Source organism: Nitrosospira sp. Nl5, from assembly GCF_900102495.1.
Lineage (GTDB): Bacteria > Pseudomonadota > Gammaproteobacteria > Burkholderiales > Nitrosomonadaceae > Nitrosospira.
Map to the genome: position 1 here is coordinate 14,214 of NZ_FMVQ01000018.1, position 23,865 is coordinate 38,078.

Annotated in this window: 19 protein-coding genes; 9 read left to right on the plus strand and 10 right to left on the minus strand. The window is 52.7% G+C overall.

All coding sequences use genetic code 11. The annotated features are described in order from the left end of the window. Positions 1-10: 10 nt before the first annotated feature. The 6 genes from BLP45_RS13355 to def all read right to left on the minus strand — a co-directional run bounded on the left by BLP45_RS13355 (position 11) and on the right by def (position 7,169). Complete coding sequence (locus BLP45_RS13355; RefSeq protein ID WP_090372988.1) at positions 11-1,261, minus strand: sigma-54-dependent transcriptional regulator; 1,251 nt, start codon at positions 1,259-1,261, stop codon at positions 11-13. A 127-nt stretch (positions 1,262-1,388) separates the two neighbouring features. Beyond that, complete coding sequence (locus tag BLP45_RS13360; protein ID WP_256327837.1) at positions 1,389-3,608, minus strand: sensor histidine kinase; 2,220 nt, start codon at positions 3,606-3,608, stop codon at positions 1,389-1,391. After that, positions 3,557-4,174 (minus strand): DUF4390 domain-containing protein, encoded by a 618-nt coding sequence (locus BLP45_RS13365; protein WP_090372989.1) that lies wholly within the window; start codon positions 4,172-4,174, stop codon positions 3,557-3,559. Before BLP45_RS13365 ends, BLP45_RS13360 begins: the two co-directional genes overlap by 52 nt. Beyond that, positions 4,152-5,429, minus strand: coding sequence for a 16S rRNA (cytosine(967)-C(5))-methyltransferase RsmB (gene rsmB / locus BLP45_RS13370; RefSeq protein ID WP_090372990.1), 1,278 nt, complete (start codon positions 5,427-5,429; stop codon positions 4,152-4,154). Before rsmB ends, BLP45_RS13365 begins: the two co-directional genes overlap by 23 nt. Next, the gene (gene fmt / locus BLP45_RS13375) at positions 5,422-6,366 is read right to left on the minus strand and encodes a methionyl-tRNA formyltransferase (protein ID WP_090372991.1); all 945 of its coding nucleotides are present in this window, start codon (positions 6,364-6,366) and stop codon (positions 5,422-5,424) included. The genes rsmB and fmt overlap by 8 nt, the downstream gene beginning before the upstream one ends. 305 nt (positions 6,367-6,671) lie before the next feature. After that, the gene (def, locus tag BLP45_RS13380; protein ID WP_090372992.1) at positions 6,672-7,169 is read right to left on the minus strand and encodes a peptide deformylase; all 498 of its coding nucleotides are present in this window, start codon (positions 7,167-7,169) and stop codon (positions 6,672-6,674) included. 359 nt (positions 7,170-7,528) lie between these two features. Here def and dprA point away from each other — a divergent pair, with 359 nt between their 5' ends. Next, positions 7,529-8,608, plus strand: coding sequence for a DNA-processing protein DprA (gene dprA, locus BLP45_RS13385; RefSeq protein ID WP_090372993.1), 1,080 nt, complete (start codon positions 7,529-7,531; stop codon positions 8,606-8,608). 194 nt (positions 8,609-8,802) lie between these two features. After that, complete coding sequence (locus tag BLP45_RS13390; RefSeq protein ID WP_090372994.1) at positions 8,803-11,331, plus strand: DNA topoisomerase III; 2,529 nt, start codon at positions 8,803-8,805, stop codon at positions 11,329-11,331. Positions 11,332-11,417: 86 nt separating this feature from the next. Here BLP45_RS13390 and BLP45_RS13395 read toward each other — a convergent pair whose 3' ends face one another. The 3 genes from BLP45_RS13395 to BLP45_RS13405 all read right to left on the minus strand — a co-directional run bounded on the left by BLP45_RS13395 (position 11,418) and on the right by BLP45_RS13405 (position 13,338). Further along, complete coding sequence (locus BLP45_RS13395; protein ID WP_090373012.1) at positions 11,418-11,693, minus strand: acyl carrier protein; 276 nt, start codon at positions 11,691-11,693, stop codon at positions 11,418-11,420. 18 nt (positions 11,694-11,711) lie between these two features. After that, positions 11,712-12,929 (minus strand): beta-ketoacyl-ACP synthase II, encoded by a 1,218-nt coding sequence (gene fabF / locus BLP45_RS13400; protein WP_090372995.1) that lies wholly within the window; start codon positions 12,927-12,929, stop codon positions 11,712-11,714. Between the two features lie 154 nt (positions 12,930-13,083). Beyond that, on the minus strand, positions 13,084-13,338 hold the full coding sequence (locus BLP45_RS13405; protein ID WP_090372996.1) for a hypothetical protein: 255 nt from the start codon (positions 13,336-13,338) through the stop codon (positions 13,084-13,086). A gap of 780 nt (positions 13,339-14,118) precedes the next feature. On the opposite strand from BLP45_RS13405, the gene BLP45_RS13415 reads away from it, so the two are divergent. The 7 genes from BLP45_RS13415 to BLP45_RS13445 all read left to right on the plus strand — a co-directional run bounded on the left by BLP45_RS13415 (position 14,119) and on the right by BLP45_RS13445 (position 21,733). Continuing rightward, positions 14,119-15,273: an N-acetyltransferase gene (locus BLP45_RS13415; protein WP_090372998.1), complete on the plus strand. Its 1,155-nt coding sequence runs from the start codon at positions 14,119-14,121 to the stop codon at positions 15,271-15,273. Positions 15,274-15,329: 56 nt separating this feature from the next. Further along, positions 15,330-16,172, plus strand: coding sequence for a nucleotidyltransferase family protein (locus BLP45_RS13420; RefSeq protein WP_090372999.1), 843 nt, complete (start codon positions 15,330-15,332; stop codon positions 16,170-16,172). Between the two features lie 40 nt (positions 16,173-16,212). Continuing rightward, the gene (gene lptF, locus BLP45_RS13425; RefSeq protein ID WP_090373000.1) at positions 16,213-17,289 is read left to right on the plus strand and encodes an LPS export ABC transporter permease LptF; all 1,077 of its coding nucleotides are present in this window, start codon (positions 16,213-16,215) and stop codon (positions 17,287-17,289) included. Beyond that, positions 17,286-18,350, plus strand: coding sequence for an LPS export ABC transporter permease LptG (lptG, locus tag BLP45_RS13430; RefSeq protein ID WP_090373001.1), 1,065 nt, complete (start codon positions 17,286-17,288; stop codon positions 18,348-18,350). The genes lptF and lptG overlap by 4 nt, the downstream gene beginning before the upstream one ends. 189 nt (positions 18,351-18,539) lie before the next feature. Continuing rightward, a complete protein-coding gene (locus tag BLP45_RS13435) occupies positions 18,540-19,763 on the plus strand; it encodes a CDP-alcohol phosphatidyltransferase family protein (RefSeq protein WP_371128758.1) in 1,224 nt (407 codons plus the stop codon). 22 nt (positions 19,764-19,785) lie between these two features. Beyond that, positions 19,786-20,739, plus strand: a complete 954-nt coding sequence (locus BLP45_RS13440) for a diacylglycerol/lipid kinase family protein (RefSeq protein ID WP_256327838.1) — start codon at positions 19,786-19,788, stop codon at positions 20,737-20,739. Between the two features lie 10 nt (positions 20,740-20,749). Beyond that, positions 20,750-21,733 carry a hypothetical protein gene (locus tag BLP45_RS13445; protein WP_090373003.1) on the plus strand — a complete coding sequence of 328 codons (984 nt, stop codon included), beginning with the start codon at positions 20,750-20,752 and terminating at the stop codon, positions 21,731-21,733. A 142-nt stretch (positions 21,734-21,875) separates the two neighbouring features. Here the strand turns inward: BLP45_RS13445 and BLP45_RS13450 are convergent, their stop codons facing one another. Next, positions 21,876-23,810, minus strand: a complete 1,935-nt coding sequence (locus tag BLP45_RS13450; protein WP_371128759.1) for a glycosyltransferase family 39 protein — start codon at positions 23,808-23,810, stop codon at positions 21,876-21,878. Positions 23,811-23,865: the final 55 nt, after the last annotated feature.

Sequence of the window (23,865 nt, forward strand, 5' to 3'; positions counted from 1 at the left end):
TTTAGGGGTATCAGTGATTCCGCAGCTTGATGCCCAGCAGCTTGAGTTTGCGGTAAAGATGTGTGCGTTCCAGCCCGGCTCGCTCCGCCACCCGCGTCATATTGCCACTTTCCTGATCAATGAGCTGTTCAAAATAAGTTTTTTCAAACATGTCACGCGCCTCGCGTAACGGAATATTCAGCGGGACGCCCGCAACCGCTTGCGCCGGCGATGAAGAAGCTAATATTTGCTTCACATCCTCGGCTGATATTTCATCGGCCGCGCAGGTCAGCGCCAGGGAGTGAACCGCGCCAGTGAGCTGCGCAAGGTTTCCGGGCCAGTCCTGGTTTCGCAAGACATTTAGTGCTGCCGTGCTGAATTGCCGCAGAGGTACTTCACCCGATTCGATAAAGCGTGAGAGTATCTGGCTGGCGAGTTCAGGGATGTCTTCACGGTGTTCCCTCAATGCGGGAACGTTGATGCAGAGGCCGCTCAAAACTTCATATAGTCTAGGATCATAGACGCCTTGCGCCGTCAATCCGGCGAGCGGCATTGATGTGGCAACCACGAGTCGCACGCTATATTTTTCCAGTTTGCCCAGCAGCAGCAATAATCCTTTTTGCGCCAGTCTGTTGAGATCACCGATCTCCTTCAGAAATAACACTCCGCCCTTTGCCCGTTCCAGCAAATCAAACGGGGCATTCGTCAGAGCGGCGAGGGTATCCGGCTCCACCCAGGGGGTGTTAGGGCGATGTAGAAAGCGTGCGCACAGGTCCACGCCGGTACCTGGTTCGCCGGTGAGGAGGAGCGGCGTTCTCAGGTTGCTTACCTGTTCCAGCCGTTTTTTCAGATCGACGATCAACGGCCCCCTGCCCAGGCTGGCAAGTGGAAGGATCGCGGGCGGCCTGACTTGTCCTCCGCGCAACGCGCGTCCCACCGTACTCAACAGCTTTTGTAGCGGAATAGGTTTTTCCAGGTAACCTGATGCGCCCATACGCGTCGCTTCCACCGCGGTATCTATGGTGCCGTGGCCAGACATCATGACTACTGGCATGGTGAGCAGGCCGCCGCTTGCCCACTCTTTCAGGAGCGTAATGCCATCGGTATCCGGCATCCAGATATCCAGGAGTACAAGATCGGGTCGCGTCTGTTTTCGCCAATTGCGGGCCTGCCCAGCATTTTCCGCAAGTGCCACGTGATAGCCTTCATCACGCAAGATTTCGGACAATAGCTCACGGATGCCAATTTCGTCATCAACGACAAGGATTGTATTGTTACTCATATTCAAGCGTAAAATCCTTCATGACTTGGGGAAATGCCTGTCAATGAGCGCCGATAAGAGTGTATCGGAGTGGGCGCTTCCAGGCAGCGGAATATAAATTCCGGAATATAAATTCTTAAAGCGGTCATCATATGGCTTCGCGATCGATCGCCGTGTTGTCCCTTGCCGCGGTTGGCAGGGTAATTGAAATTCGTGCCCCGTGAGGCCGGATATTTTCTATCTGAATCGATCCGTTGTGTTCTTCGACTATTTTTTTGACGATCGGAAGTCCTAACCCTGTCCCCTTGGACTTGGTGGTAACGTAAGGCTCGAACACTCGCGCTCTGACCTGTTCAGGAAACCCCCCGCCATTATCACTCACGCTAAACCGTACTCCGCCCGGCGCAGTCTCGGTTCGTACCATGATAGCGGGTTCCGCCACCCCTATCAGTGTATCTTGGGCATTTTGCAGGAGATTGTGGATAACCTGGCGTAATCGCGCGGAGTCCCCTTTCACCGCCGGCAAATCTGAAGCCAAGGCCAAATAAATGTGTGGTTGCGGATAGCCAGGTACTGTTACGCTAGCCGCCTCGTATAACGTGAGTACTTCCCGCACCAGCCCATTGAAATCCAGCGGATGAAATTCCAGTTCAGGTGCCCGCGCATATTCACTGAACTCGTTGACCATTTTTTTAAGGGCCGCCACCTGATTGACGATAGTCTCGGTGGAGCGCCGCAAGATTTGCGCATCTTGAACATTCAGTTTCTCAGCGAGCTTGTGCTGCATGCGCTCCGCCGAAAGTTGTATCGGTGTCAGAGGATTCTTGATTTCATGCGCCAGGCGGCGCGCTACTTCGCCCCACGCAGCAGTGCGCTGTACCTGCAATAAACCGGTAATGTCATCAAACACCACCACACCGCCTCCGCCTGAGACTGGCGGCAGGCGTGTTCCGCGTAGCAGCAGCACCTGATCGGTACCATCTCTCGAACGTTCTACCTGGCATTGCCATTCGCCCCTCTTTCCCGAATGAAATCCCTCGAGAATTTCAGTTTTGAAAGAGCTCAATTGCGGTTCGCGAACTGCACATTCTTCAATGGTCAATCCTTCGAGACCCATCAGCGGAACCTGCAGAATTTGTTCTGCGCTAAGGTTCGCCGTGCGTAAGCATAAATTTTCGTCGAATACCAGGACGCCGGATGAGAGGTTGGCCAATATGTTTTCGAGATATGCTCTGGCACTCTCCACTTCCTGCTGGTTGCGCTGAGCCGTCACACGGGCTTCCTCAAGTTGCTGGGTCATGAGATTAAAAGATTCGGTCAACACTCCCATCTCGTCCCGGCTTTGCACCGGATGGCGTCTGCTAAAATCACCTTGAGCAACGGCGCGGGTGCCTTCCGCCAGCATGCCCAAGGGCGCGCTCAGCCGCTCACTGATAAGGAACGCCGCAGCCAAAGCGGAGAAAAGGGAGAGCAGCAGCGTGAGTGTAAGCGTCACGCCATAGAGACCTTTCAATCCTTCGCGCGATAGCAGCAATTCCTGATAATCGCGATAGGCTGCCTGCACTATTTCCGCATCTTCGGTGAGTTGCTTCGGTACCGGCTGCAATAATTGCAAGACAGGAGCATCTCCTTCCTTGCCGAGCACGTCGATCGACGTTATCACCCTTAAATACAGGCCCCTGCCGGGAATCGATTCAACGGCACTGTAAGCTTTCTCCGTCCTTATCTGGCGCATTACCGCCGGATTCAATGTTTCTGTGAACAACTCGGTGTCATTGGCGCCGGAAAAAGCGATGACCTGGCCTTCCTGATTAAATAGTGCGGCTTCCTGTATCTGTGATTGGTCCAGCAATTGGTTTAGCGCCGGCACCGGTGCAGCGGAATGCTCAGATAGCGTCAGTGCGGCGGTCTGGGCTTTGATGCGCAGCTCGTCCAGCAGATTATCGAGGATGCTGCGTCCCAGGTTTAAGCCCCCCTCAAGCGCCCGGTCTACTTTGACATCAAACCACGACTCAATGCTTTTCCCGAGGAACTGTACCGATACCCCATACACTAGCGCACCTGGAAGAATGGCCATCAGCGAGAAGATCAGCAATAGGCGTAACGCCAGTCGGGAGCCGAATACGCCCGCTTTGAGTCTGCGCCTGAGTCTCCATAGCAAATATCCCACCACTGCCATGAGAAACAGCACCAGACCGATATTGAGCCGGATGAGGAGCCGGTATTTTCGCTCAAAAAGTCCGGTATCTGCACCCGCCGTCGCGAGCAGAAATAGCATGACCGCACCTAGGCCGGCGCCAATGATAATGACGTATTTCACGGCTTGGTATTGTCTTGGAGCTTTTGCAATGGCAACCTTGTGGCCCATTGCAGGATGCCAGAGCTCAGATCCCACTCCCTGGAGCCAAGTGTCTCTACCTGGAATGGTTTAGGTAACGCCGATATATCAAGTCGCATACGCATTTCCACGGTGTATTCCGTATCTTGTTTCAGCTCGGAACTTGCGATAATAGGACGATCACGCACTCGGCCCAGGGCCTGTAATGCCTCATTCAGTGTGGCGAAGTTCTGCGACAATGTCCCACGGCTTAAACGGTATTGGCGGGTAAGCGCGTAATAGCTCAACCCTTCCCTCACCCGGCTGTGCGCAACCCTCTCGTCGAACCAGTACCAACGCGCGTTCATCAGGTTAAGTTCCGTTACAAAATAAAGTACGATGCCTTTTTCGAGTGCACGCTCCAGCTTGAAGTTGAGCGCGATGTCGAAATCAGCGTCAAACTGATAGCCCCCATCCACTGCCTCTATTACAACAGACTTAATCTGTATGCCTTCCGCGGTGGCGGTACCACCCAGTAGCAGTGCCGCTGTCAGCAGTACTCTCGCAGCCGCGCGTAACCCCCGCGCGAAGGAATCAGGCTTTGTGCAGCAGGGCATAAAAGAAACCGTCATGGTGGGAATTCGGTAACAGTTGCCCGTCAATTGTTTCAACCAGGGAAAGAGGCAGCAGACGGGCATCCGGATGATGGCGTAAAAATTCTTCCACCTGTCGTTTATTTTCCTCGGCGAAAACCGAACAGGTGACGTAAAGCAATTTACCATCTCTGGTCAGCATCTGCCATAGAGCGTCGAGGATTTCCCGCTGCTGTGCGGCAAATCGGGAAAGGTCGCTTTCGCGCCTTAGCCATTTTATATCGGGATGACGGCACACCACTCCCGATGCAGAGCAGGGTACATCGGCTAAAATGCGGTCAAATTGCCGGCCGTCCCACCATCCCGCAGGTTGGACCGCATTGCCTTGAACGACGCGATGAGACCTAAGATCCAGCCGCGAGAAGTTTTGTGTTATGCGTATAATCCGCGTGGTATCGTTGTCGAGCGCAGTCAGTTCCACATCCGCCAGTTCCAGTAGATGCGCGCTTTTACCTCCAGGAGCAGCGCAAGCATCCAATACCCGCATGCCATCTTGTGCATCCAACAATGGTGCAGCCAATTGCGCACCTGCATCCTGTACTGATACCAATCCCTCGGCAAATCCAGGTAGTTTTTCCACCGGCACCGGACACGCCAGTTCGAGCGCATCGTTCCATAATAGCTGGGCATTCATACCGTTTTGATTGAGCCATTTCCGGTATTCACTCACGCAGACTTTGCGACGATTGACCCTTAGCGTCATAGGCGGGTGTTGATTGCTGGCCTCCAGCACAGCCTGATAGCTTTGCGGATATTGTGTACGGAGTTTGTCTATCCACCATTGTGGATGGGAGTAACGTCCCACTTCGCTCTCAGCCGCCCGTTCCAGCAGGGTTGCGCGTTGGCGTATGAAGTTGCGCAAAATCGCATTGACCAGCCCTTGCGCACCCTTGCTACCCTTCAAACCGAGAGAAGCGGATACGGCATTATCCACAACCGCATGCACCGAAGTTTTGCTGTATCCCAGTTGATACAAGCCAACCAATAATAAACAACGTAGATTTTGGTCCCATAGCGGCTTATTCAGCAGCAATGCCAGCAACGCGTCGAGTTGGCCATAAAAACGCAGCACACCGTAGCTTAAATCCTGGATCGCTCCGCGCTGCTGGCCGGAAAGATCGGCATGGGTACGCCAGTAGTCCTGCAACACCGCTGTCAGGCTCGCGCCAGCCAGTACTTTACCTACCGTTGCGGCGGCTACACGTTGTGTTTTAATCATTCCGGTATTTTGGTTGAAAGCAGTCGCCCGGTTGCAATGAATGTCCCGAAAGAAATTGGGCCGCGGTTAATTTTTTACCACCGGATTTTTGCACGATTTCCAGTACGAGAGAGCCATTTCCGCACCCGACCACAATGCCATCGCGCCTTGTCGCAACAATCTCCCCCGGCCTGTCAGCAACATCCGCAGCTACGCTAGCCTGCCATACTTTCATAGAGATTCCGCGTACCCGGGAATGCGCGCCAGGCCGGGGGTTGAATGCGCGCACCGCCCGGCTGATGCTCTCTGCGCTGCACCGCCAGTCAATCTCCGCTTCCTCTTTTTCCAGTTTAGGCGCGTACCTCGCGGCAGCTTCATTTTGGGGAGTTGCGGAAATTTTCCCTTGTTGTATACCTGTTAATGCTTCCACAATGCAAAGCGCTCCCAGCAAGGCGAGTTTGTCATGCAGAGTTTGAGCGGTATCATCTTGTGCGATTGCAATACTTCGCTGCAACAGGATCGCGCCAGTATCCAGACCTTGGTCCATCTGCATGATCGTGATTCCGGTTTCCCGATCACCCGCCAATATTGCCCGCTGGATTGGCGCAGCGCCCCGCCAGCGCGGCAGTAACGAAGCATGAATATTAAGACAACCAAGGCGTGGAATATTCAAAACAGTCGAGGGTAGGATCAGTCCATACGCCGCGACCACCATGATATCCGCATCAATGGCTTCCAGTTGCGTACGCAACTCGGCTTGCTTGAGGGAATACGGCTGCGACAAGGAGAATTTTCGTTTTTGCGCAAGCGACTTAACGGCGCTTTCCGCCGTTCTCATGCCGCGTCCGGCAGGACGGTCGGGCTGGGTCAGAACCAATGCAATCTCATGTCCGGCATCTGCCAGAGCTTCAAGCGCGGGGACGGAAAATGATGGGGTACCTGCAAAAATAATTTTCATGTTGAGCGCGGGTTGGTCTGAATCCGACAGTTGGAAGAGATGGAAAGAGATGGAAAGAGATGGAAGGCGCTGTGTTTATGGCGCAGGACGAGGCGCAACGACGGGATTACGGCCGCGTAGGGCTGAGCAATGCCTTCCGCGGGAAGGTACGACCGCTAAAAGCGGGGACGGGGGCGTCCATAGAGGCGTAAACACAGTCCTCTCAGCCCCGCTACCGGTGCTCCGCTGCGGAGAACCTGCTCGAAAGCGTCTATTCAAAGCGTTGGGAACAATGCAGCTGTATGTCACAAAAGACTATTGTCACATTACCTGCGCATTTGCTTTTTCAACCTCGTTCGAATACGTGATTGCTTCATCTGCGACCAGTACTCGACAAATACCTTGCCTACCAAATGATCCATTTCGTGCTGAATGCACACTGCCAGCAAGCCATCGGCATCGAGTACAAAGGGTCTGCCGTCCCGATCCCATGCCTCAACCGTAATTCGCTCGGCGCGTTGCACTTTTCCGAATATTCCCGGAACAGATAGGCAGCCTTCTTCGCAGTCGGACTCGCCGCTGCGGGCGGTGATTTCCGGATTGATCAACACGTGCAACTGGCTATGGGTATTGGAGATGTCAACGACGATTACGCGCTGATGCACATCAACCTGGGTTGCCGCCAAGCCAATTCCGGGTGCGGCGTACATTGTTTCCGCCATATCTTGCACCAGGGCACGAGTTTCGTCAGTCACCTCCGATACCCGGTCTGCTACCGTATGAAGGCGTTCATCAGGGTATTGTAATATCTTCAGAAGCGCCATAAAAAGACTTGCACATTTAACAATCTAAATGCAGAATTTGAATCATATCATCGTGGTTCCTCATTCCCGTTATTCCGTGGTTTCTTTTGTTAGTAGTCGGAATGATTCCCACGCAATCTTGCTCCCCACACTTTATTATATCCCGATTTTGACAAGCGCCTTGTTTTCCACCTTGCAGGAGATTCCCTAATATGCATTTCAGAATATGCTGATCACCAGCATCGTGCGTTAAGATGCGTTGAGTAGCTTTATCTCACGTTTTCTCGGAAATCAACTGTTCTTCCGTAATGCAAAATAGACTGTCCCCTTGCGCTACGGCTGCAATGCCGGAACCGTCCCATTCATAGGTTAACTCGAAAATGAAGCCAATTCAGGACATCGAATCCTGGCTCGCACTTGGCTTGATTAATGGTCTGGGTGACGAATCGATACGACGACTGCTGGTTGCTTTCGGCAGTCCTGCTGAAATTCTTTCCGCAAATGCAGCTTCGCTAGAGCGCGTGGTGAGAAAGAAGGTGGCATACAGTATTCTTAAGGGAGCGGAAAAAAAACGAATTGCCGCCACGCTCGAATGGCTGAAAGACCCGGCAAATTCGATCATCACGCTGGCCGACCCTGATTATTCGTCACTGCTGCTCAACATTCCGGATCCCCCTCCGCTTCTCTATCTCAAGGGAAAACGTGCGCTGCTGAGCTCGCCGATGCTTGCCATTGTGGGTAGCCGCAATGCTACACCTCAAGGTCTTTCCAACGCTGAAGCTTTTGCCGAAGCTGCAAGCAACGCGGGACTTTGCGTTATCAGCGGCTTGGCGCTTGGGGTGGATACTGCTGCCCATTGCGGGGGCTTGCGCGGTATTGCAGCCAGCATCGCTGTATTGGGAACCGGACTGGATATCGTTTATCCGGCACGTAATCGTGATCTTGCTCATGAACTGGCGGAAAAGGGCGCGCTTATTTCCGAGTTTCCATTAGGTACTCCCGCTGTTGGTAGCAACTTTCCACGCCGTAACCGCATTATCAGCGGCATGAGCCGGGGCTGCCTGGTGGTGGAAGCCGCATTGCAAAGCGGATCTCTTATTACCGCACGACAGGCGTTGGAGCAGGGGCGGGAGGTATTCGCCATTCCCGGTTCGATTCACTCCCCGCTATCCAAGGGCTGTCACGCTCTTATTAAACAAGGAGCGAAACTGGTGGAGAGCGTAGAGGATATTCTGGATGAGTTGGGGTGCCAGCCTGAGCGACGTACCACCGATGCCGAGGAACCGGTGGGGGAAGAGCCGTTGCTGCTGAAGCAGCTAGGTTATGACATCACCAATATCGATACATTGTGCATCCGTAGCGGCTTGACGGCAGAAACGGTATCGGCGATGCTACTGACGTTTGAACTGGATGGCGTAGTCGCCAGCCTTCCGGGGGGGCGCTACCAGCGGGTTCGGTAGTTATCGTCGCAATTGTCTGCGTTCCTTTGCTATCCGTGTTAATTCTGAAAAGGCGCTTGAACCGCGACGATACAGAACAAGAGCACCGCAATTGGCGGGTTCCAATCATTATGTACTTTGGTTGTAGTAATCGGAGGTACACTCCATCCTTTTCGAGTCGCTACTGATAGTCCTCAGACCTTCACAGGAGTTTCATGGGTAAAACTTTAATCATTGCCGAGAAGCCTTCTGTCGCCGCCGATATTGCGCGGGTATTAGGCGGTTTCACCAAGCATCCAGATTATTTTGAGAGTGATCAGTATGTATTGTCATCAGCCGTTGGCCATTTGCTGGAGTTGGCGGTACCCGAGCAATATGAAGTCAAACGCGGGAAGTGGAGTTTTTCCAATCTACCGATAATTCCGCCTTACTTTGATCTCGATCCCATCGAGAAAACCGAGTCCCGTTTGAAACTTTTAACCAAGCTCATCAAACGCAAGGATGTTGATTCTCTTATTAATGCCTGTGACGCGGGGCGTGAAGGCGAATTGATTTTTCGTTACATTGTACGCCACGTGGGAACCGGAAAACCGGTAAAGCGGCTTTGGCTGCAATCGATGACGCCCGCCTCCATCCGCGAGGGTTTTACAAAATTGCTTGACGATACCGCTGTGCAACCGCTGGCGGAAGCGGCTGTAAGCCGTTCGGAAGCCGACTGGCTTGTGGGCATAAACGGCACGCGTGCCATGACCGCGTTCAATTCGCAGGAAGGTGGTTTCCACAAGACTACTGTAGGGCGGGTGCAAACGCCGACGTTGGCCATCCTGATTGAACGCGAAGATACAATCAGGAAATTTGTCCCTCGTAGCTACTGGGAGGTGCATGGTACGTTTGCTGCCAAAGCAGGCAACTATAACGGGCGCTGGTTCGACGAAAAATTTTCCAAAGACAAAAAGGATGGTGAACAAAAGGCCGAGCGATTGTGGGATCAGAAAAATGCCGAGGCTATCCGCGGTAAATGCCAGAATAAATCCGGTATCGTCAGCGAGGAAAGCAAGCCCACCACGGAAATCTGCCCATTGCTGTACGACCTCACCAGCCTGCAGCGCGATGCCAACGGGCGCTTTGGTTTCTCTGCCAAAACAACGCTTGGCTTGGCCCAGGCGTTGTACGAGAAACATAAGGCGCTGACTTATCCGCGAACTGACTCACGCGCGCTGCCGGAAGATTATATTGCTACCGTTAAGGATTCCTTGAGCGCATTGGAAAAGACTCGCTATGATCAATTCGCCAAGCAGATTCTCAAAGCAGGCTGGGTCAGGCCCAACAAGCGGATATTTAATAATGCGAAGATTTCCGACCATTTTGCCATTATCCCGACTTCGCTTGAACCCAAGGGGCTGAATGACGCGGAAGCGAAACTTTATGATCTTGTTACCAAGCGTTTTCTAGCGATATTTTATCCCGCCGCCGAATTTCTTGTTACGACTCGAATCACTCGCGTCGAGAACGAGCCGTTTAAAACCGAGGGTAAAGTCATGGTTAATCCCGGGTGGCAAACGGTTTACGGTAAGGAGGTTCATGTCGAGAGCGCGGATGATAACTCTACCCTGGTCGCGGTAAATCCGGGCGAGCTGGTTCTTGCCGAAGAAGTTAAAGTTGTTGCCAACCAGACCCGGCCACCGGCCAGGTTCAATGAAGCGACATTGCTATCAGCCATGGAAGGCGCGGGTAAGCTGGTGGAAGATGAGGATCTGCGGGAAGCCATGAGCGCGAAGGGACTGGGTACACCCGCTACCCGGGCCTCGATCATCGAAGGTCTTGTATTCGAAAATTACATGCAGCGAGTGGGGCGGGAATTGCATCCTACTGCAAAAGCATTTTCGCTGATTACATTATTGCGTGGATTGAAAGTGCCTGAGCTCACCTCACCGGAATTGACTGGTGACTGGGAATTCAAACTGCGCCAGATCGAGCAGGGCAAACTCGAACGTAATAAGTTCATGGAAGAAATTGCCGGCATGACAAGCCATATCGTAGAGCAGGCGAAAAGCCACCGTGGCGAAACCATAAGCGGCGATTTTTCCACCCTTAAGTCTCCGTGCCCGAAATGCGGCAGCGTAGTTCAGGAGACTTACAAAAAATTTCAGTGTCAAAAATGCGATTTTGCATTATGGAAGATACTCGCCGGACGGCAATTTGAAACGGCGGAAATGGAACAATTGATTACCCGCGGCGAGGTTGGTCCGCTACAGGGTTTTCGTAGCAAGATGGGACGACTATTCAACGCCAACATCAAGCTCACCGACGAATTTGAAATGAAATTCGATTTTGGTGGAGATAGCGAAGAAGGCATAGAAAATATAGACTTCTCCGGACAGGAATCGTTGGGAAAGTGTCCCCGCTGTGGCAGCAGGGTATTCGATCATGGGATGAGTTACATATGCGAGAAAGCCGTCGGCGCGGCGCGTACCTGCAATTTTAAAATCGGAAAAATAATTCTTACGCGTCCTATTGAATGCGAACAAATTGCGAAGCTGTTACACACCGGCAAAACCGATTTGCTGCCAAAATTCATATCCAAGAAGGGAAGGCCGTTTTCAGCCTATCTGGTGGTAGACGCGGAAGGAAAAGTGGGTTTTGAGTTTGAGCCGAGAGAAATAAAGAAGAAAACGACAGCAGGAACAGCCGGAACCAGGATTATGAAACCAAAACCCAAGCCATCGGTCGTCAAGAACTATTAGCGCCAGCATATAATGGGTAAACCCATAGTCATCGGGTAGAGGCGGTCCTTACCGTTCGATTCGCTGTAATTTTAGCGATTGCAATTCTATGCCTGTCCCTCATTCTTGGTGAGGGGTGCCGACATCTGATGTTTTTCAATGTAGGAAACGATATCTCCGACGCAGCGAAATCCTTTGGCTTCTTCCCCCTCAAAATTAATGCCAAAAGCATCTTCCGCATCAAACAAAAGCTGAATCGTATCCATAGAGTCAAGGCCGAGCTCGTCGAACTTTGACGATGCACTGATTGTGGAAGCATCCAGGTTTTCAACTTTCGTGGCGATAAATTGTATAACTTTTGTTTCGATATCTGCTGTATCCATATCATCTCCTTCCTTCATTCAAGGGGTTGTGAAAACGATGCTTGCATTGTTGCCGCCAAATCCAAAAGCGTTACACAGGGCATTCCGTGGCTGCTTCTGCCGGGCGTGGTTTGGCGTGTAATCGAGATCACACTCCGGATCAGCCTCGTCAAGATTGATAGTGGGATGTATCGTGCCGGTATGCAGTGCCATGATGGTGGCGATACTGCCGATTGCAGCCGACGCCCCGACCGTATGTCCGATCATTGACTTGGTGGCGTTGATTGCAATATCCCGAGCCCGGTCTCCAAAAAGAGCTTTAATAGCGCGAGTTTCCACGATATCACCAAGGGGAGTCGATGTTGCATGCGCATTGATGTGATCGATTGAATCCGGTTCCATCCCGGCATCGCGGATGGCTGCATGCATCGCCGCTACCTGCCCATCCATGTCCGGCATGACGATATGTGTGGCGTCACATGTTTGTCCATAGCCAGCGAGCCGGGCATATATTTTCGCTCCGCGTTGTTTTGCCCCTTCTTCCTTCTCCAGGATAAGCATGCCCGCGCCTTCCGACATTACGAAGCCGTCGCGACCCTTGGCAAAAGGCCGCGATGCCCGTGCTGGCTCAGTATTAAAGCTGGTGGTTAAAGCATGCAATGCTTCAAACCCAGTCATGGTCAGCGGCAATACGCATGCTTCCGCACCGCCGGCAATCACGGCATCCGCTCTCCCTGCCCGCAAAAGGTCGAGCGCCATGCCGATCGCATTGGCTCCGGAAGAGCATGCGGTGCTGCAGGTCAGGTTCACCCCCTTCAGTCGATGTTTGATTGCTATCCAGGCCGCTGCGGAATTTGCCATCGTTCGAGGTACGGTGAAGGGAGGGATTGACTGATTCCGGAACTTGCGCGCGGCCGAGGACTCAAAGGTCGCAAATCCACCCATCCCCGATCCTATACTTACCGCCAAGCATTGCGGTGCGTACGCGTCGAGTCCACCCGCATCTTCAAGAGCGAGATGGGTAGCCAGCAGCGCTAGTTGTGTAAATCTATCCGTTTGGTCTATATATTTAGCCGACAAAAAGGTATTGGGATCAAATCCGGTAATCTCTCCCGCTATTTGGGAGCGCTGACTTGATGCATCAAAACATCTGATTTTTTGGATCCCGCTGATACCATTGATAGCCGCTGCCCAGAACTGGTCAGTGCCTGTGCCAATGGGAGAAACAACCCCCATTCCCGTGACAACTACCCGCATACACAGTTAGGATTCATCATAAAGGATCGGAAGCACACTGGCAGGCATTCGCAATTCTTCGGAAAACCCGTACTAGGCATGGTCTATTAAGAACGACAAAGAAGTTGTTTGCTTTGTTTTCTCATCCTGTTTTGCCGGCCGTGAAAATCCTGATTCACTGGGCATTAAATATGACAGGAAACAGGTACTTCAATACCGCTCCCATGATCCAGATAATGAGTACTAAACTGGAGATCACGGCTACTCCTTCGGCAATCGCCGATATGAGTGTTGAACTGAGGCTGTCGAATTCCTGTTGCCCAGCCTCGTTACGGCGGCGGAGCCGACGTTGCCTCACCCACATTTGCAGCATGAAGACGACCGGGATAAGGGCAAGAGAAATTAATAGGGAATATTCAGGACTGTCCATTAATAGTCAACCTTTTCTTTATAAAGTATCGCTAAGGAAATTTTAATTGCTGTTTTTGCCTTTCTTTTCGCCAGCGCATCTAGTCATGCTCAGCATTACCAGAACTGGATTAATCAGACAGCTGTCCAATTTGTGCCGCAATCCTGCAACGAAAGCGCTCATTGCTTTCGACGGATAACTGGTATCTCCCGCTTCTAAAAGAAAACGTAAGTCTTCATTTGAAGAGTTGAGACGAGGAGCGCCAACGGGTATTGCTCTGTGTACTTTCCGTTCTGGCCAGCTACGCTCCGTTGTTACAATAAATGATATCTCAAATGCCAGAATGGTAAAATTGGCAATTATTTTATAAATTATTGACACGAAATGACTACGGCAATGATATCGCTCGAAGCTTGCTTCCGTGTAACAATCGGGTTGCTGAGATACGCCTTATCGAAAACCGGCGATTATACTATCACACGTCATCACGGTCATTGAATTTACCCACGTTTGCTAGCACCTGTACTTTGGCAAATGCTATCAGCAGAGCAAAAGGGTCGTCGACACGAAGTGCTTTATTTGCTTTAGTAATGGCTAAACCGCTGTCCGGGCAATATTAGCGTAATCGATTTCAAGCGATCCAGCTAGACAGGGGATGAGAGCATACCGGATAAAACGCAAAGACGGCTAGCCATCACTGGTAATGGAGTCCTGACAGATCCCTTCCGATAGCGGGCCGGTTTTGCCCGGACACTATTTTTTCAAAAATAAAAATTCCAGCGCGGTTGCTCGCGTTTCCTGATGAATGATAAGTCTGATCAACCAATATCGACGGTAGTCACTCTGCACCCGGTCACGAATTTCCGTGAAATGGGCGTCTTTATCGATATCCCGTGGCGGATCTATGCAGATGATCCGATGTGGATACCGCCGCTGCGCCTGGAGCGGCGCCTGCATTTTTCCAGATTTAATCCATTCTTCAAGCACGGAGAATGGCAGGCATGGGTTGCTTACCGGAATAAGCAGCCGGTCGGAAGGATCAGTGCTCAAATTGATCAGCTGCACCGGCAACGCTACGGTACGGATACCGGCCATTTTGGCTTGCTGGAATGCATAGATGACATTAAGGTACTCGCAACGCTTATCCATGCCGCCGAGGCGTGGCTGGCCGACCGGCATACCAGGTATGTCAGCGGGCCTTTCAACTTATCCATCAATCAGGAGTGCGGTATCCTGGTGGACGGTTTTGATACGCCGCCGATGGTGATGATGCCCCATTCACGTAAATGGTATGGCCGGTTGCTCGAACAGCAAGGCTATCAGCCGCTGAAGGATCTACTTGCCTATTGGGTGGAGGTAGACTTTGAGACCCCCCGGGTGATGAGTGTTCTACTCAAGAAATTTGCCGGCCAGGTACGGGTAAGGCGGCTAAGCCGCAACAAATTTGGCGAAGAGATGGAGATTCTGCGTGACATATTCAATGATGCCTGGTCGGAGAATTGGGGCTTCGTTCCTTTCACCGAGGCCGAGTTTGCCGAGCTTGGTACTAGCCTTCGTCTGCTCGTGCCCGATGACTTTATCCAGATTGCCGAGGTTGATGGAATCCCGGCGGCATTTATGGTGGGATTGCCCAATCTCAATGAGATCTTCGCCGAGCTTAACGGCCGGCTATTCCCATTTGGCTGGGTTCGCCTGGTGAGGCGCCTTAAGTCCAGGGGAGTTCGTACGGGGCGGATACCGTTGATGGGGGTACGCAAGCAATTCCAGAATACGCCGCTCGGTATAGCGCTGGCTTTCATGGTAATCGATGCCCCCCGGCAATTAGGGCTCTCACGAGGGGTCCGTGCAGTTGAATTGTCATGGATACTTGACGATAACAAAGCAATGCGCGGAATTCTTGATAGTATAGGGTGCAGACAATACAAGCGCTATCGGATATATGGAAAAACGCTGTGACCTGTCCATTGGCAGACAGGATAACAACGACGATAAGGACAATGAGCCAAATTTGAATGGATAAGACGAGTCAATTTACCGCCCTGGTGCTGGCGGCGGACCGTACAGCTAATGACCCGGTTGCCGTGAAGACCGGTATGGCCTGCAAGGCGATTGCGCCGATCTGTGGAACGCCAATGATTATACGTGTTCTGGATGCGCTGGAAGCCAGCGGGATGGTTAAGACGATTGTAGTGTGCGGGCCACCCGAGTCCGCGCTTCCCGATTGCCCGGAGCTGGAAAAGCGGATCGAGTGCGGCCGTGTTACGTGGCTGCCGAATCTCGATTCCCCCAGTCGCAGTGCCAATAGCGGCCTCTCGCGCATTGATAAGAACGCTCCGGTATTACTGACGACGGCGGATCATGCGTTATTGACGGCATCGATTGTGCAGTATTTTTTGTGCGAAACGCAAAAGGCAGACAGCGACGCCACAGTGGGGGTAGTTAAATATGAAGATGTCGCAGCGGCATTCCCCGGCGTAAAACGGACCGTAATACGGCTGCGCGATGGAGGTGTCTGCGGCTGCAATCTTTATGCATTTCTTAATAATCGCGGCCGCGGTCTGGTTTCGTTCTGGCAGCGCGCGGAAGAGTTGCGCAAACGTCCATGGCTATTGATTGCGCAGATATTTGGCCCGATGGCTGTTCTTTCCTATTTGCTTGGATCGCTGACACTCGACCGGGCGCTCAATGCCGTCTCGGCCAAAACTGGTATCAGAGTGCAGCCGGTATTTCTGCCTTATCCCCAGGCAGGCGTTGATGTTGATAAGGTCGAGGATATGCTGCTGGTGGAATCCGTCCTGGCAGGAGTTGTGCCGCTTGCTCGCGAAGAAACGGATTTGCGCGACTTGCTCTCTTAGCGTAAAGATCGTCCCATCATCAAGCCGCCAGGAAGAATCTGTGAAAATAATAGAACGATATATCACGCGTGAGTTATTGCTGCCGTTTATGGTGGTAATCGTTATCCTGGCGGCATTGTTCTCGAGTTTTAGCAGCGCCCGCTTTCTGGCAGGGGCAGTCACAGAATCGCTTGGCATTGCCGCGATGCTGAAGCTCGTGTTGCTGAAAACTTTGATTGCGCTGGAGGTGCTGATGCCGATCGCCCTCTATGTCGCTATCATCATAGGTCTTGGTCGATTGCACAGGGACCAGGAAATTAACGTATTACGTTCTGCCGGGGTCAGCGAACACCGCATCACCTATGCGGTGCTCATCGTTGCCATCCCCGTGGGCATTATCAGCGGTGTACTTTCTGTCTTCGCACGTCCGTGGGCCTATGAAGAAAGTTATATTCTGAATGCGCAGGCAGAAGCTGAATTAAATATGAATCGATTCCAGGCGGGGCGTTTCTATGGAAGCGAGGGCAGCGGCAGAGTGGTCTATATTCAAGACAAGGATAGCGCTGGCAAGCAGATGAAAGATGTGTTTCATTACATCAACAAAGGCGATAGCAGCGAGATCATTATCGCCAAGGAAGCTCACCAGCGGGAGCCGGTGGCCGCTGAACGCCCGCAAATACATTTACTTGATGGCGTTAGTTACCGGCTCATGCATTCCACAACGGGAGATACCGTTGTCCGGTTCGAAAAACTGATCTATTTCACCGATAGCGGCAACGCATTGGATTACAAACGCAAGGCGGCTGCTACCATGGACTTGGGAAGATCCGATCACCCACGTGACATTGCCGAATTCCAATGGCGGGTCTCACGTCCGATTGCTACGATTCTGCTGGCGCTAATCGCCGTGCCATTCAGCCGAGCTTCACCCCGCCAGGACAAGGGTGAGAAGACTTATTATGCCGCAGCCCTGGTTTTTGCGATCTATTATATCCTGAGCGGATTAGCCCAGACATGGGTGGAGCAAGGTACTGTCGGCAGAGTTCCTGGTGTCTGGTGGTTATATGTCTTGATGTTCATGGTCGCGATTAGCTTGTTGTCATCCGGTTTCTGGCAGAAACTATCCCGGCGTCCATGACGATAATTAACCGCTACCTTGCCCTGCAGGTTTTAATGGGGCTGGGCATCGCTACCGCGGTACTCTTGCCGTTATTCAGCTTTCTCGACTTGCTGGATCAGCTTGACGATGTGGGAAAAGGGACTTATCGCATTCAGGATGCGTTCTTGCATACCGCACTACTGCTGCCACGCAGGTTTGTCCAACTTGCACCCTTTATTGCGCTACTCGGCAATGTAGCGGCACTGGGACGATTGGCTGTTAATTCAGAGCTGACCGCATTACGGGTGGCGGGTGTTTCTCCAATTCGCATTAGCTTGGCCCCACTTGGGGTGGGACTGATTCTCTTATTGTTCATTGCTGTGCTGGAACAATTTATTGCTCCACAACTTCAGCAGAGAGCCATTTCGTCCCGCGCCGTCGCGCTTGACAAGAGCGCGACACTTGGCAAGCACCTGGGTATCTGGACCCGGGATGAACGGAATATCATACGTATCGGTGAAATGCTGCATGCAAAAAAGGCCGCAGATATAGAAGTCATGCATTTTGATGAGAACGGTCTCCTGCTGACCTATACCTATGCTAAATATGCTGATCTCATAGCAGATGATCTATGGAAATTAAGTGATGTCATTACCAAGACCTTTACGGAAAAGCGCATCGAGTCCGTAAGTACAAGCTCGATGAATTGGAAATCATTTCTGAATCCAGACGATATTTCGACACTGACTAAGTCACCGGAGAGCCTTTCGCCCATTGAGTTGTTTTTGCATGTACGTTTCCTTCGCGCCACCGGTCAAGAGGCGGACGCCTATGCGCTGGCTTTATGGCGAAAGGTGGGGGGGGCGTTGACAACCATCGCGATGTTATTGCTTTCCATACCCTTTGTTTTCGGATCGGTACGGGCAGGACTTGGCAATAAACTGGTACTTGCATCAATGCTCGGTATCAGCGTATATCTATTTGACCAGGTTATCGCAAATGCGGGCCTATTGCTGCATTTAAATCCTGCGTTAACCGCTCTTTTTCCCGGGCTACTGTTGATTGCGCTTGCTAATTTCTGGTTGCGGCGGGTTTTTTAGCCGCTTGCTTATTATTTCCCATTAGCGTAGAAGGATTCGGCGCTCGTTCCGGATAGCGGTATTGCCGTGGCAGTGATACGGCATATATTTCGATCTGTATGTCCCCGCATGACAACCAGCCACTACGAACATAGCAGGCCTTCCAATGATTTCAAATCCGGACACAGACAAACGACGCGGAATATCCAAGTGACAACCTACATTTATATCCTCGGAGATAGCGAGACGAACATCTGGGGCCTGAGCGGACGTAAGCGACTGCAACGGATGCTAGAGGCAATGGCGCAGACCAGGCTGGTGAATAGTCCCGAGCAGATTCCGGCGCACGCGCCAGCATTATTTTTACGGGCTGACTATTTGTTCGATGCAAGGGTACTGGTGGCGCTGGTTAACACGCAAACGAACCTCGGGCTCAGCAGTGACGATGGCCAATTAGTCGCAATCCGGATTACGGATGGAGATAGAGCCCATGTGCTGGCGAATTTCATGGATGGGGGAAAGGGAGAGGCTTTCTCTGCCCTGCCTCGTTATACGCTAAAAGACTTGAGTCTGCTGGGCGTTCAACAAAATCTCAAGAAAAGAGATCTGCCCTACATATTGCTTATCAGCAGAGATAGCTGCCGGCGACTGGAGTGGGAATTATTTGCCCGATCATACAAAGGCGTGACCGATCTCGTGACAAAATGGCTCTGGCCCATACCCGCATTCTGGGCGGTACGCGCTTGTGTAGGCTGTGGTATACGGCCAAACCAGGTTACGCTGCTCAGCCTTGTGTTTGCGGTGCTGGCTGGGGTAGCCTTCTGGTATGGTCATTACGGGATGGGCCTGGTGGCGGGATGGCTAATGACCTTCATGGATACGGTCGACGGAAAGTTGGCCCGAGTAACTGTCACCTCAAGCCGTTTTGGAGATGTGCTCGATCACGGCCTGGATATTATTCATCCGCCACTATGGTATATGGCTTGGGGTGTAGGGCTGACAGTACCGGCATTAGTGAATGTATCCGACTTGCCGATGATATTCTGGCTGATACTTATCGGCTACGTTGGCGGCAGATTGTGTGAAGGAGTTTTCCAGTTCTGGATCGCATCATTTGACATTTTTATCTGGCGTCCCCTGGATTCATTTAACCGGCTCGTTACCGCCCGGCGTAATCCTAACCTGATCCTGTTGACATTCGGCTGGCTTATAGCCAGACCGGACATCGGACTCTGGCTGGTAATTGTATGGCATCTGCTCTCAACCATCTTTCTTGCTATCCGGGTAATGATGGGTTGGCAAGCACGGCGATCCGAGGGGCCCCTACGATCATGGTTTGAGGAGATTGTTCCTGGGCGGGACGAAGGGAAACTGGCCGTTCGTATTTTTGCACCTTTAGCGATCAGGATAAATGATAGAAAATTCACGGATTGATAGATTGCGGTCTGGGGCGCCCGTGATCGGATTGCTTTTCAATCCTCTCAGCGGGCGTATTCGCAAGCGCAAGGATGCAATAAGGCGTGTACTTGCCGGGCTGCCGGGCGCAACCTGCAGTGAAGTAACGAATGCACCGGAGATTAAAGCTTCGGTGGATGCCTTTATACAGGCAGATATTGATTTGCTGGTAATTGTTGGCGGGGATGGTACCGTACAAGGCGTATTGTGTCACTTGTTTGCAACACAACCTCTCGCCAGGTGGCCTGTGCTAACTGTTGTCCCGGGTGGTACAACCAACATGACGGCGCTTGATCTGGGCATCTGCGGTAAACCGGAATTTATCCTGCAGCAATTGAAGGGGTATCTGCTGAAGCAGATACCCCCCGTATTTTTACAGCGCCATGTGCTATGTATTGAACAAGCCGGGGCGGCAAAGGTTTACGGGATGTTTTTTGGTGTCGGATTTATTGCCCGCGCCGTGATATTTTCTCAGAGCAAGATAAAACAGCTGCGTATTACCGGAGAAATTTATTCGGGTATTATTACATTTGGCTACCTCGTCGGCTTGATTTTCGGGCGTCGGGACGGCGCATGGGCGCCCGTTCGTATGTCAATTATCGAGAGGAATACCGGAGTGCGTCATGGGACGTATGCGTTTCTTTTCGCCAGTACCCTGGATCGCCTGCTGTTTGGCATGCGTCCATACTGGGGACAGGAGAAGGAACCGCTGCATATAACATTCGTCCGGCAGAAACCGAAGCGTCCCTTACGCTCGTTATTGGCACTACTTACAGGCCACGCGGAAACCCTCAAAGAACAGGACGGTTATCATAGCTGCAATACCGGAGCGCTGGAGCTGTTGATAGATGACGATTACATCGTCGACGGCGAATCCTACCGGGCGTCAAGCCAGGATGGGCCATTGCGTATCACAGCAGCCGGTCCAATTATCTTTCTGGGAGCTGGTAGGTAAGCACATAGTCATGACAAACCATGCCTCAACATTTGATCAACACATCCCCAGCGGCTTGGTCGCTGAGATTGCTGCGCTGAGTTCAAGGCCGGTGTCTGAGGATTTTCTGGTTCTGGTTGAAGCATTGAAATTACGCTTCGGCTCATCGCTGGAGGCCGTTCTTCTTTATGGATCCTGTCTGCGCTCTCACGAGATCGGTGATGGAGTGGTAGATTTTTACGCTATCGTGAACAGCTACAGTAGAGCTTACCCGGAGCGCTATCTTGGTTACCTTAATGCGTGGCTGGCGCCAAATGTGTTTTATCTTGAAGTATCCCCGGAGGAAAATAACCAGGAAAAAAAGTTCCGCGCCAAATACGCCGTAGTCTCAATGGCAGACTTTGCGCAGGGAACCCGGCGCTGGTTCCACCCGTATCTATGGGCACGCTTTGCTCAACCTTCCCGGTTGCTTTACGCGCGGGACGAGACCGTCCGCAAGTATATTTACAATGCGCTGGCACACGCGGTAGTGACATTTCTCAGGTCCAGCCTTCCCATGCTGAACGCGTTCGTGGTGGATGCCGAAGCAATCTGGATCAATGGCTTGACGCAGACCTATGCGGCCGAACTGCGGCCCGAACGTGCAACGCGGGCGCAACAGCTTGCTCAGATCAATCTGGATGATTACACACGGTTGACCGAGCATGCTATGCCTGCCTTGGCAGGAATGCTGGAGATGCTGCCCGACGGACGCTATCGGTGCCTGACCGACGTGTCGGACCGTCGGCGAGCGAGGCTGCGCTGGCGATTACGGCGCTGGCAGGGAACAGTCCTGTCTGTGCTACGGCTGACAAAAGCGGCATTCACCTTCAGCGACAGCATCAGTTATGCCGCCTGGAAGATCGAACGCCATACTGGCGTACGCGTTGAGGTGACGCCCATGCTGCGGCGACATCCGGTGCTATGGGGTTTTAAAGTTTCTTGGCAGCTGTTGCGCCGTGGCGTAATGCGCTGATATACCCGCTACCCCAAGCTAATTGGCAACCAGCAATGGCGTATCGTCATATGTAATATGTTCGGGAATATCTGTGAAATATAGGCCGGAAGATGACAGGGCAAGGGCGTCCGATGCATAAGCTCCGCTTTCTGGCGGAAAATTAAGGATCTTTACCCAAGTACCCCTGTGCAATGCGGTAATACACCCGCCGCAGCGGATTGCCATCGCGCGTGGCTACCTGTTCCCGTATCGGGCCGGGTTGCACCAGCATCCGGTCGATGTCATGAATTCTTCGGGTGCGTGCGACCTCATGCTTCCTCATGCCCACCAGGATGATTGGCCGGGACGTGGGTGGTTCCGATGGATACCAGAAGTCATACATGGCAGCCGTGTCGCCAAATAAATTGCGCGAGCGTATCTCCATCGGTTCACGGCGGTTGTAAAAGGACAAGGCGGCAGCTACCGACCATTTACTCATGCCTACCACAATGGGTTCTTGCCCGGTCCGTTGTCGAACCTCCGCTACCACCTGCTCGATTTCGCTTGTGGCCTCGCGCCAGAAATAGTGTTCCGACAAAAATTTATATGGGATGCCGGGGATGCCGAGCACTACATAGTGCAGTACGAATGCGTAGAGAAAGATGCAAACTGCAATGGTGGGTTTCCAGGCCGCTCTCACACGGCGTGCCAGGGTGCCGAAATCACCTGCCTGGCCCATCAGCCACGCCACTGTCGGCAGCAGTGCAAGCCATGCAGGCCCAGTCCAGTGAAACCGCTGTGACTCGGAAATACTGAGAACGAAGAACACTGCCAGCGGCACGCCGGCGAACACCCGTACGAATAGGCGCCGCCTGCGCGCATAAGCACTGTCGTCACGTTCGGCACCCGGCCACATCGCCATGACTGCGGCAAGCAAGCCCACCGGCGTCAACAGGACCATAAGATGAAGAAATAACTGGTGCACCGCGAATTGATCCTCATCCCCTCCCTTGACCCGGTTTGACTGAAACATAATCGACGCCCAGTTGTTTTCCATATTCCAGATGATAACGGGGGAAAACAACAGCAGGGCAAGTGTGGCGGCGAGATATGCATGCGGACGGCGCAGCCAGCGGCGGGAGGCGGGGTCCAGGATCACAAACAACAGCGCCGCCGGTCCCAGCAGGCCCAGCGTATACTTGGAAAGGATGCCCAGGCCGAATGCGATACCCATTCCCGCCCAGGCCGAACGTTGATCAGCGATTAATGCCCGTTCCATGTAATACAGCGTTGCAGCCCAAGCGGCTACCAGCGGCGCATCCGTGGTCATCACCATGCCGGTGGAAAAATAAAACGGTAGTACGGCCAGCAGCAGCACTGCGCGCATGCCGGTCGTCTTGTCATACAGGTTGCATGCCAGCGCGTACAGGTAGCCCATCGTTATCAGGCCGCAAATGAAAGCGCCGATGCGAACGCCGAACTCCGTATTGCCGAAGATCGCGGTGCCCAGCCAGATCAGCCATGCCACCATCGGTGGGTGATCGTAGAAACTCAGTTCCATGTGCTGGGCATAATTCCAGTAGTAGGCCTCATCGGGAATCAGCTGCGCCTGGCCGAGGTAAATCAGGCGCAGCAGCACCGCAAATGTCACGATGCCGAGAGAGGCGACCCGCCAGCGCACATCTGCCGACGGCGGATTCTGCTTGCCAGGGAATACGTAGAAGGCGGAGCCGAGATAGCTGATGGCGACCGTGGCGGCAATAGCGGGAAATATGGCCAAGGAAGGGGACAGATGCCAGTCATAAACCAGCAAGGCCAGCACGCCGCCGCGCATGAACAAGGCGAATATGCTCATTGTCAGGAAACGGCCTAGTTGACGCCACCGTAGATAGTCTACATGGGGGGGCACCCTCGAATTAAGCCAGTAATTCACTGTGGCGCCGGCGCAGAAGCTCATGATGTGCGCCAGCGCGAGTCCCGCGCCACGGCTCATGAGCCACTGGAACAGCAGGACGTCGATGACCATGCCACACAGGGCGAGCGCAGCAAACCGGCGGGTGGTGCTGAAGGAAGCCGTGCCGCCGGCCAACGTGATCACGCGTTGCAGATAATCCATTATTAGCGGAACGATAGCTTGGAAACGTCGCGAGAGCAGATAGGCATCTCTATCA

Bases quoted from the DNA above. Each gene is read 5' to 3' on its own strand.
- BLP45_RS13355 (WP_090372988.1), bottom strand. From the start codon at position 1,261: ATGAGTAACAATACAATCCTTGTCGTTGATGACGAAATTGGCATCCGT.
- BLP45_RS13360 (WP_256327837.1), bottom strand. From the start codon at position 3,608: ATGGGCCACAAGGTTGCCATTGCAAAAGCTCCAAGACAATACCAAGCC.
- BLP45_RS13365 (WP_090372989.1), bottom strand. From the start codon at position 4,174: ATGCCCTGCTGCACAAAGCCTGATTCCTTCGCGCGGGGGTTACGCGCG.
- rsmB (WP_090372990.1), bottom strand. From the start codon at position 5,429: ATGATTAAAACACAACGTGTAGCCGCCGCAACGGTAGGTAAAGTACTG.
- fmt (WP_090372991.1), bottom strand. From the start codon at position 6,366: ATGAAAATTATTTTTGCAGGTACCCCATCATTTTCCGTCCCCGCGCTT.
- def (WP_090372992.1), bottom strand. From the start codon at position 7,169: ATGGCGCTTCTGAAGATATTACAATACCCTGATGAACGCCTTCATACG.
- dprA (WP_090372993.1), top strand. From the start codon at position 7,529: ATGAAGCCAATTCAGGACATCGAATCCTGGCTCGCACTTGGCTTGATT.
- BLP45_RS13390 (WP_090372994.1), top strand. From the start codon at position 8,803: ATGGGTAAAACTTTAATCATTGCCGAGAAGCCTTCTGTCGCCGCCGAT.
- BLP45_RS13395 (WP_090373012.1), bottom strand. From the start codon at position 11,693: ATGGATACAGCAGATATCGAAACAAAAGTTATACAATTTATCGCCACG.
- fabF (WP_090372995.1), bottom strand. From the start codon at position 12,929: ATGCGGGTAGTTGTCACGGGAATGGGGGTTGTTTCTCCCATTGGCACA.
- BLP45_RS13405 (WP_090372996.1), bottom strand. From the start codon at position 13,338: ATGGACAGTCCTGAATATTCCCTATTAATTTCTCTTGCCCTTATCCCG.
- BLP45_RS13415 (WP_090372998.1), top strand. From the start codon at position 14,119: ATGAATGATAAGTCTGATCAACCAATATCGACGGTAGTCACTCTGCAC.
- BLP45_RS13420 (WP_090372999.1), top strand. From the start codon at position 15,330: ATGGATAAGACGAGTCAATTTACCGCCCTGGTGCTGGCGGCGGACCGT.
- lptG (WP_090373001.1), top strand. From the start codon at position 17,286: ATGACGATAATTAACCGCTACCTTGCCCTGCAGGTTTTAATGGGGCTG.
- BLP45_RS13445 (WP_090373003.1), top strand. From the start codon at position 20,750: ATGACAAACCATGCCTCAACATTTGATCAACACATCCCCAGCGGCTTG.
- BLP45_RS13450 (WP_371128759.1), bottom strand. From the start codon at position 23,810: ATGGATTATCTGCAACGCGTGATCACGTTGGCCGGCGGCACGGCTTCC.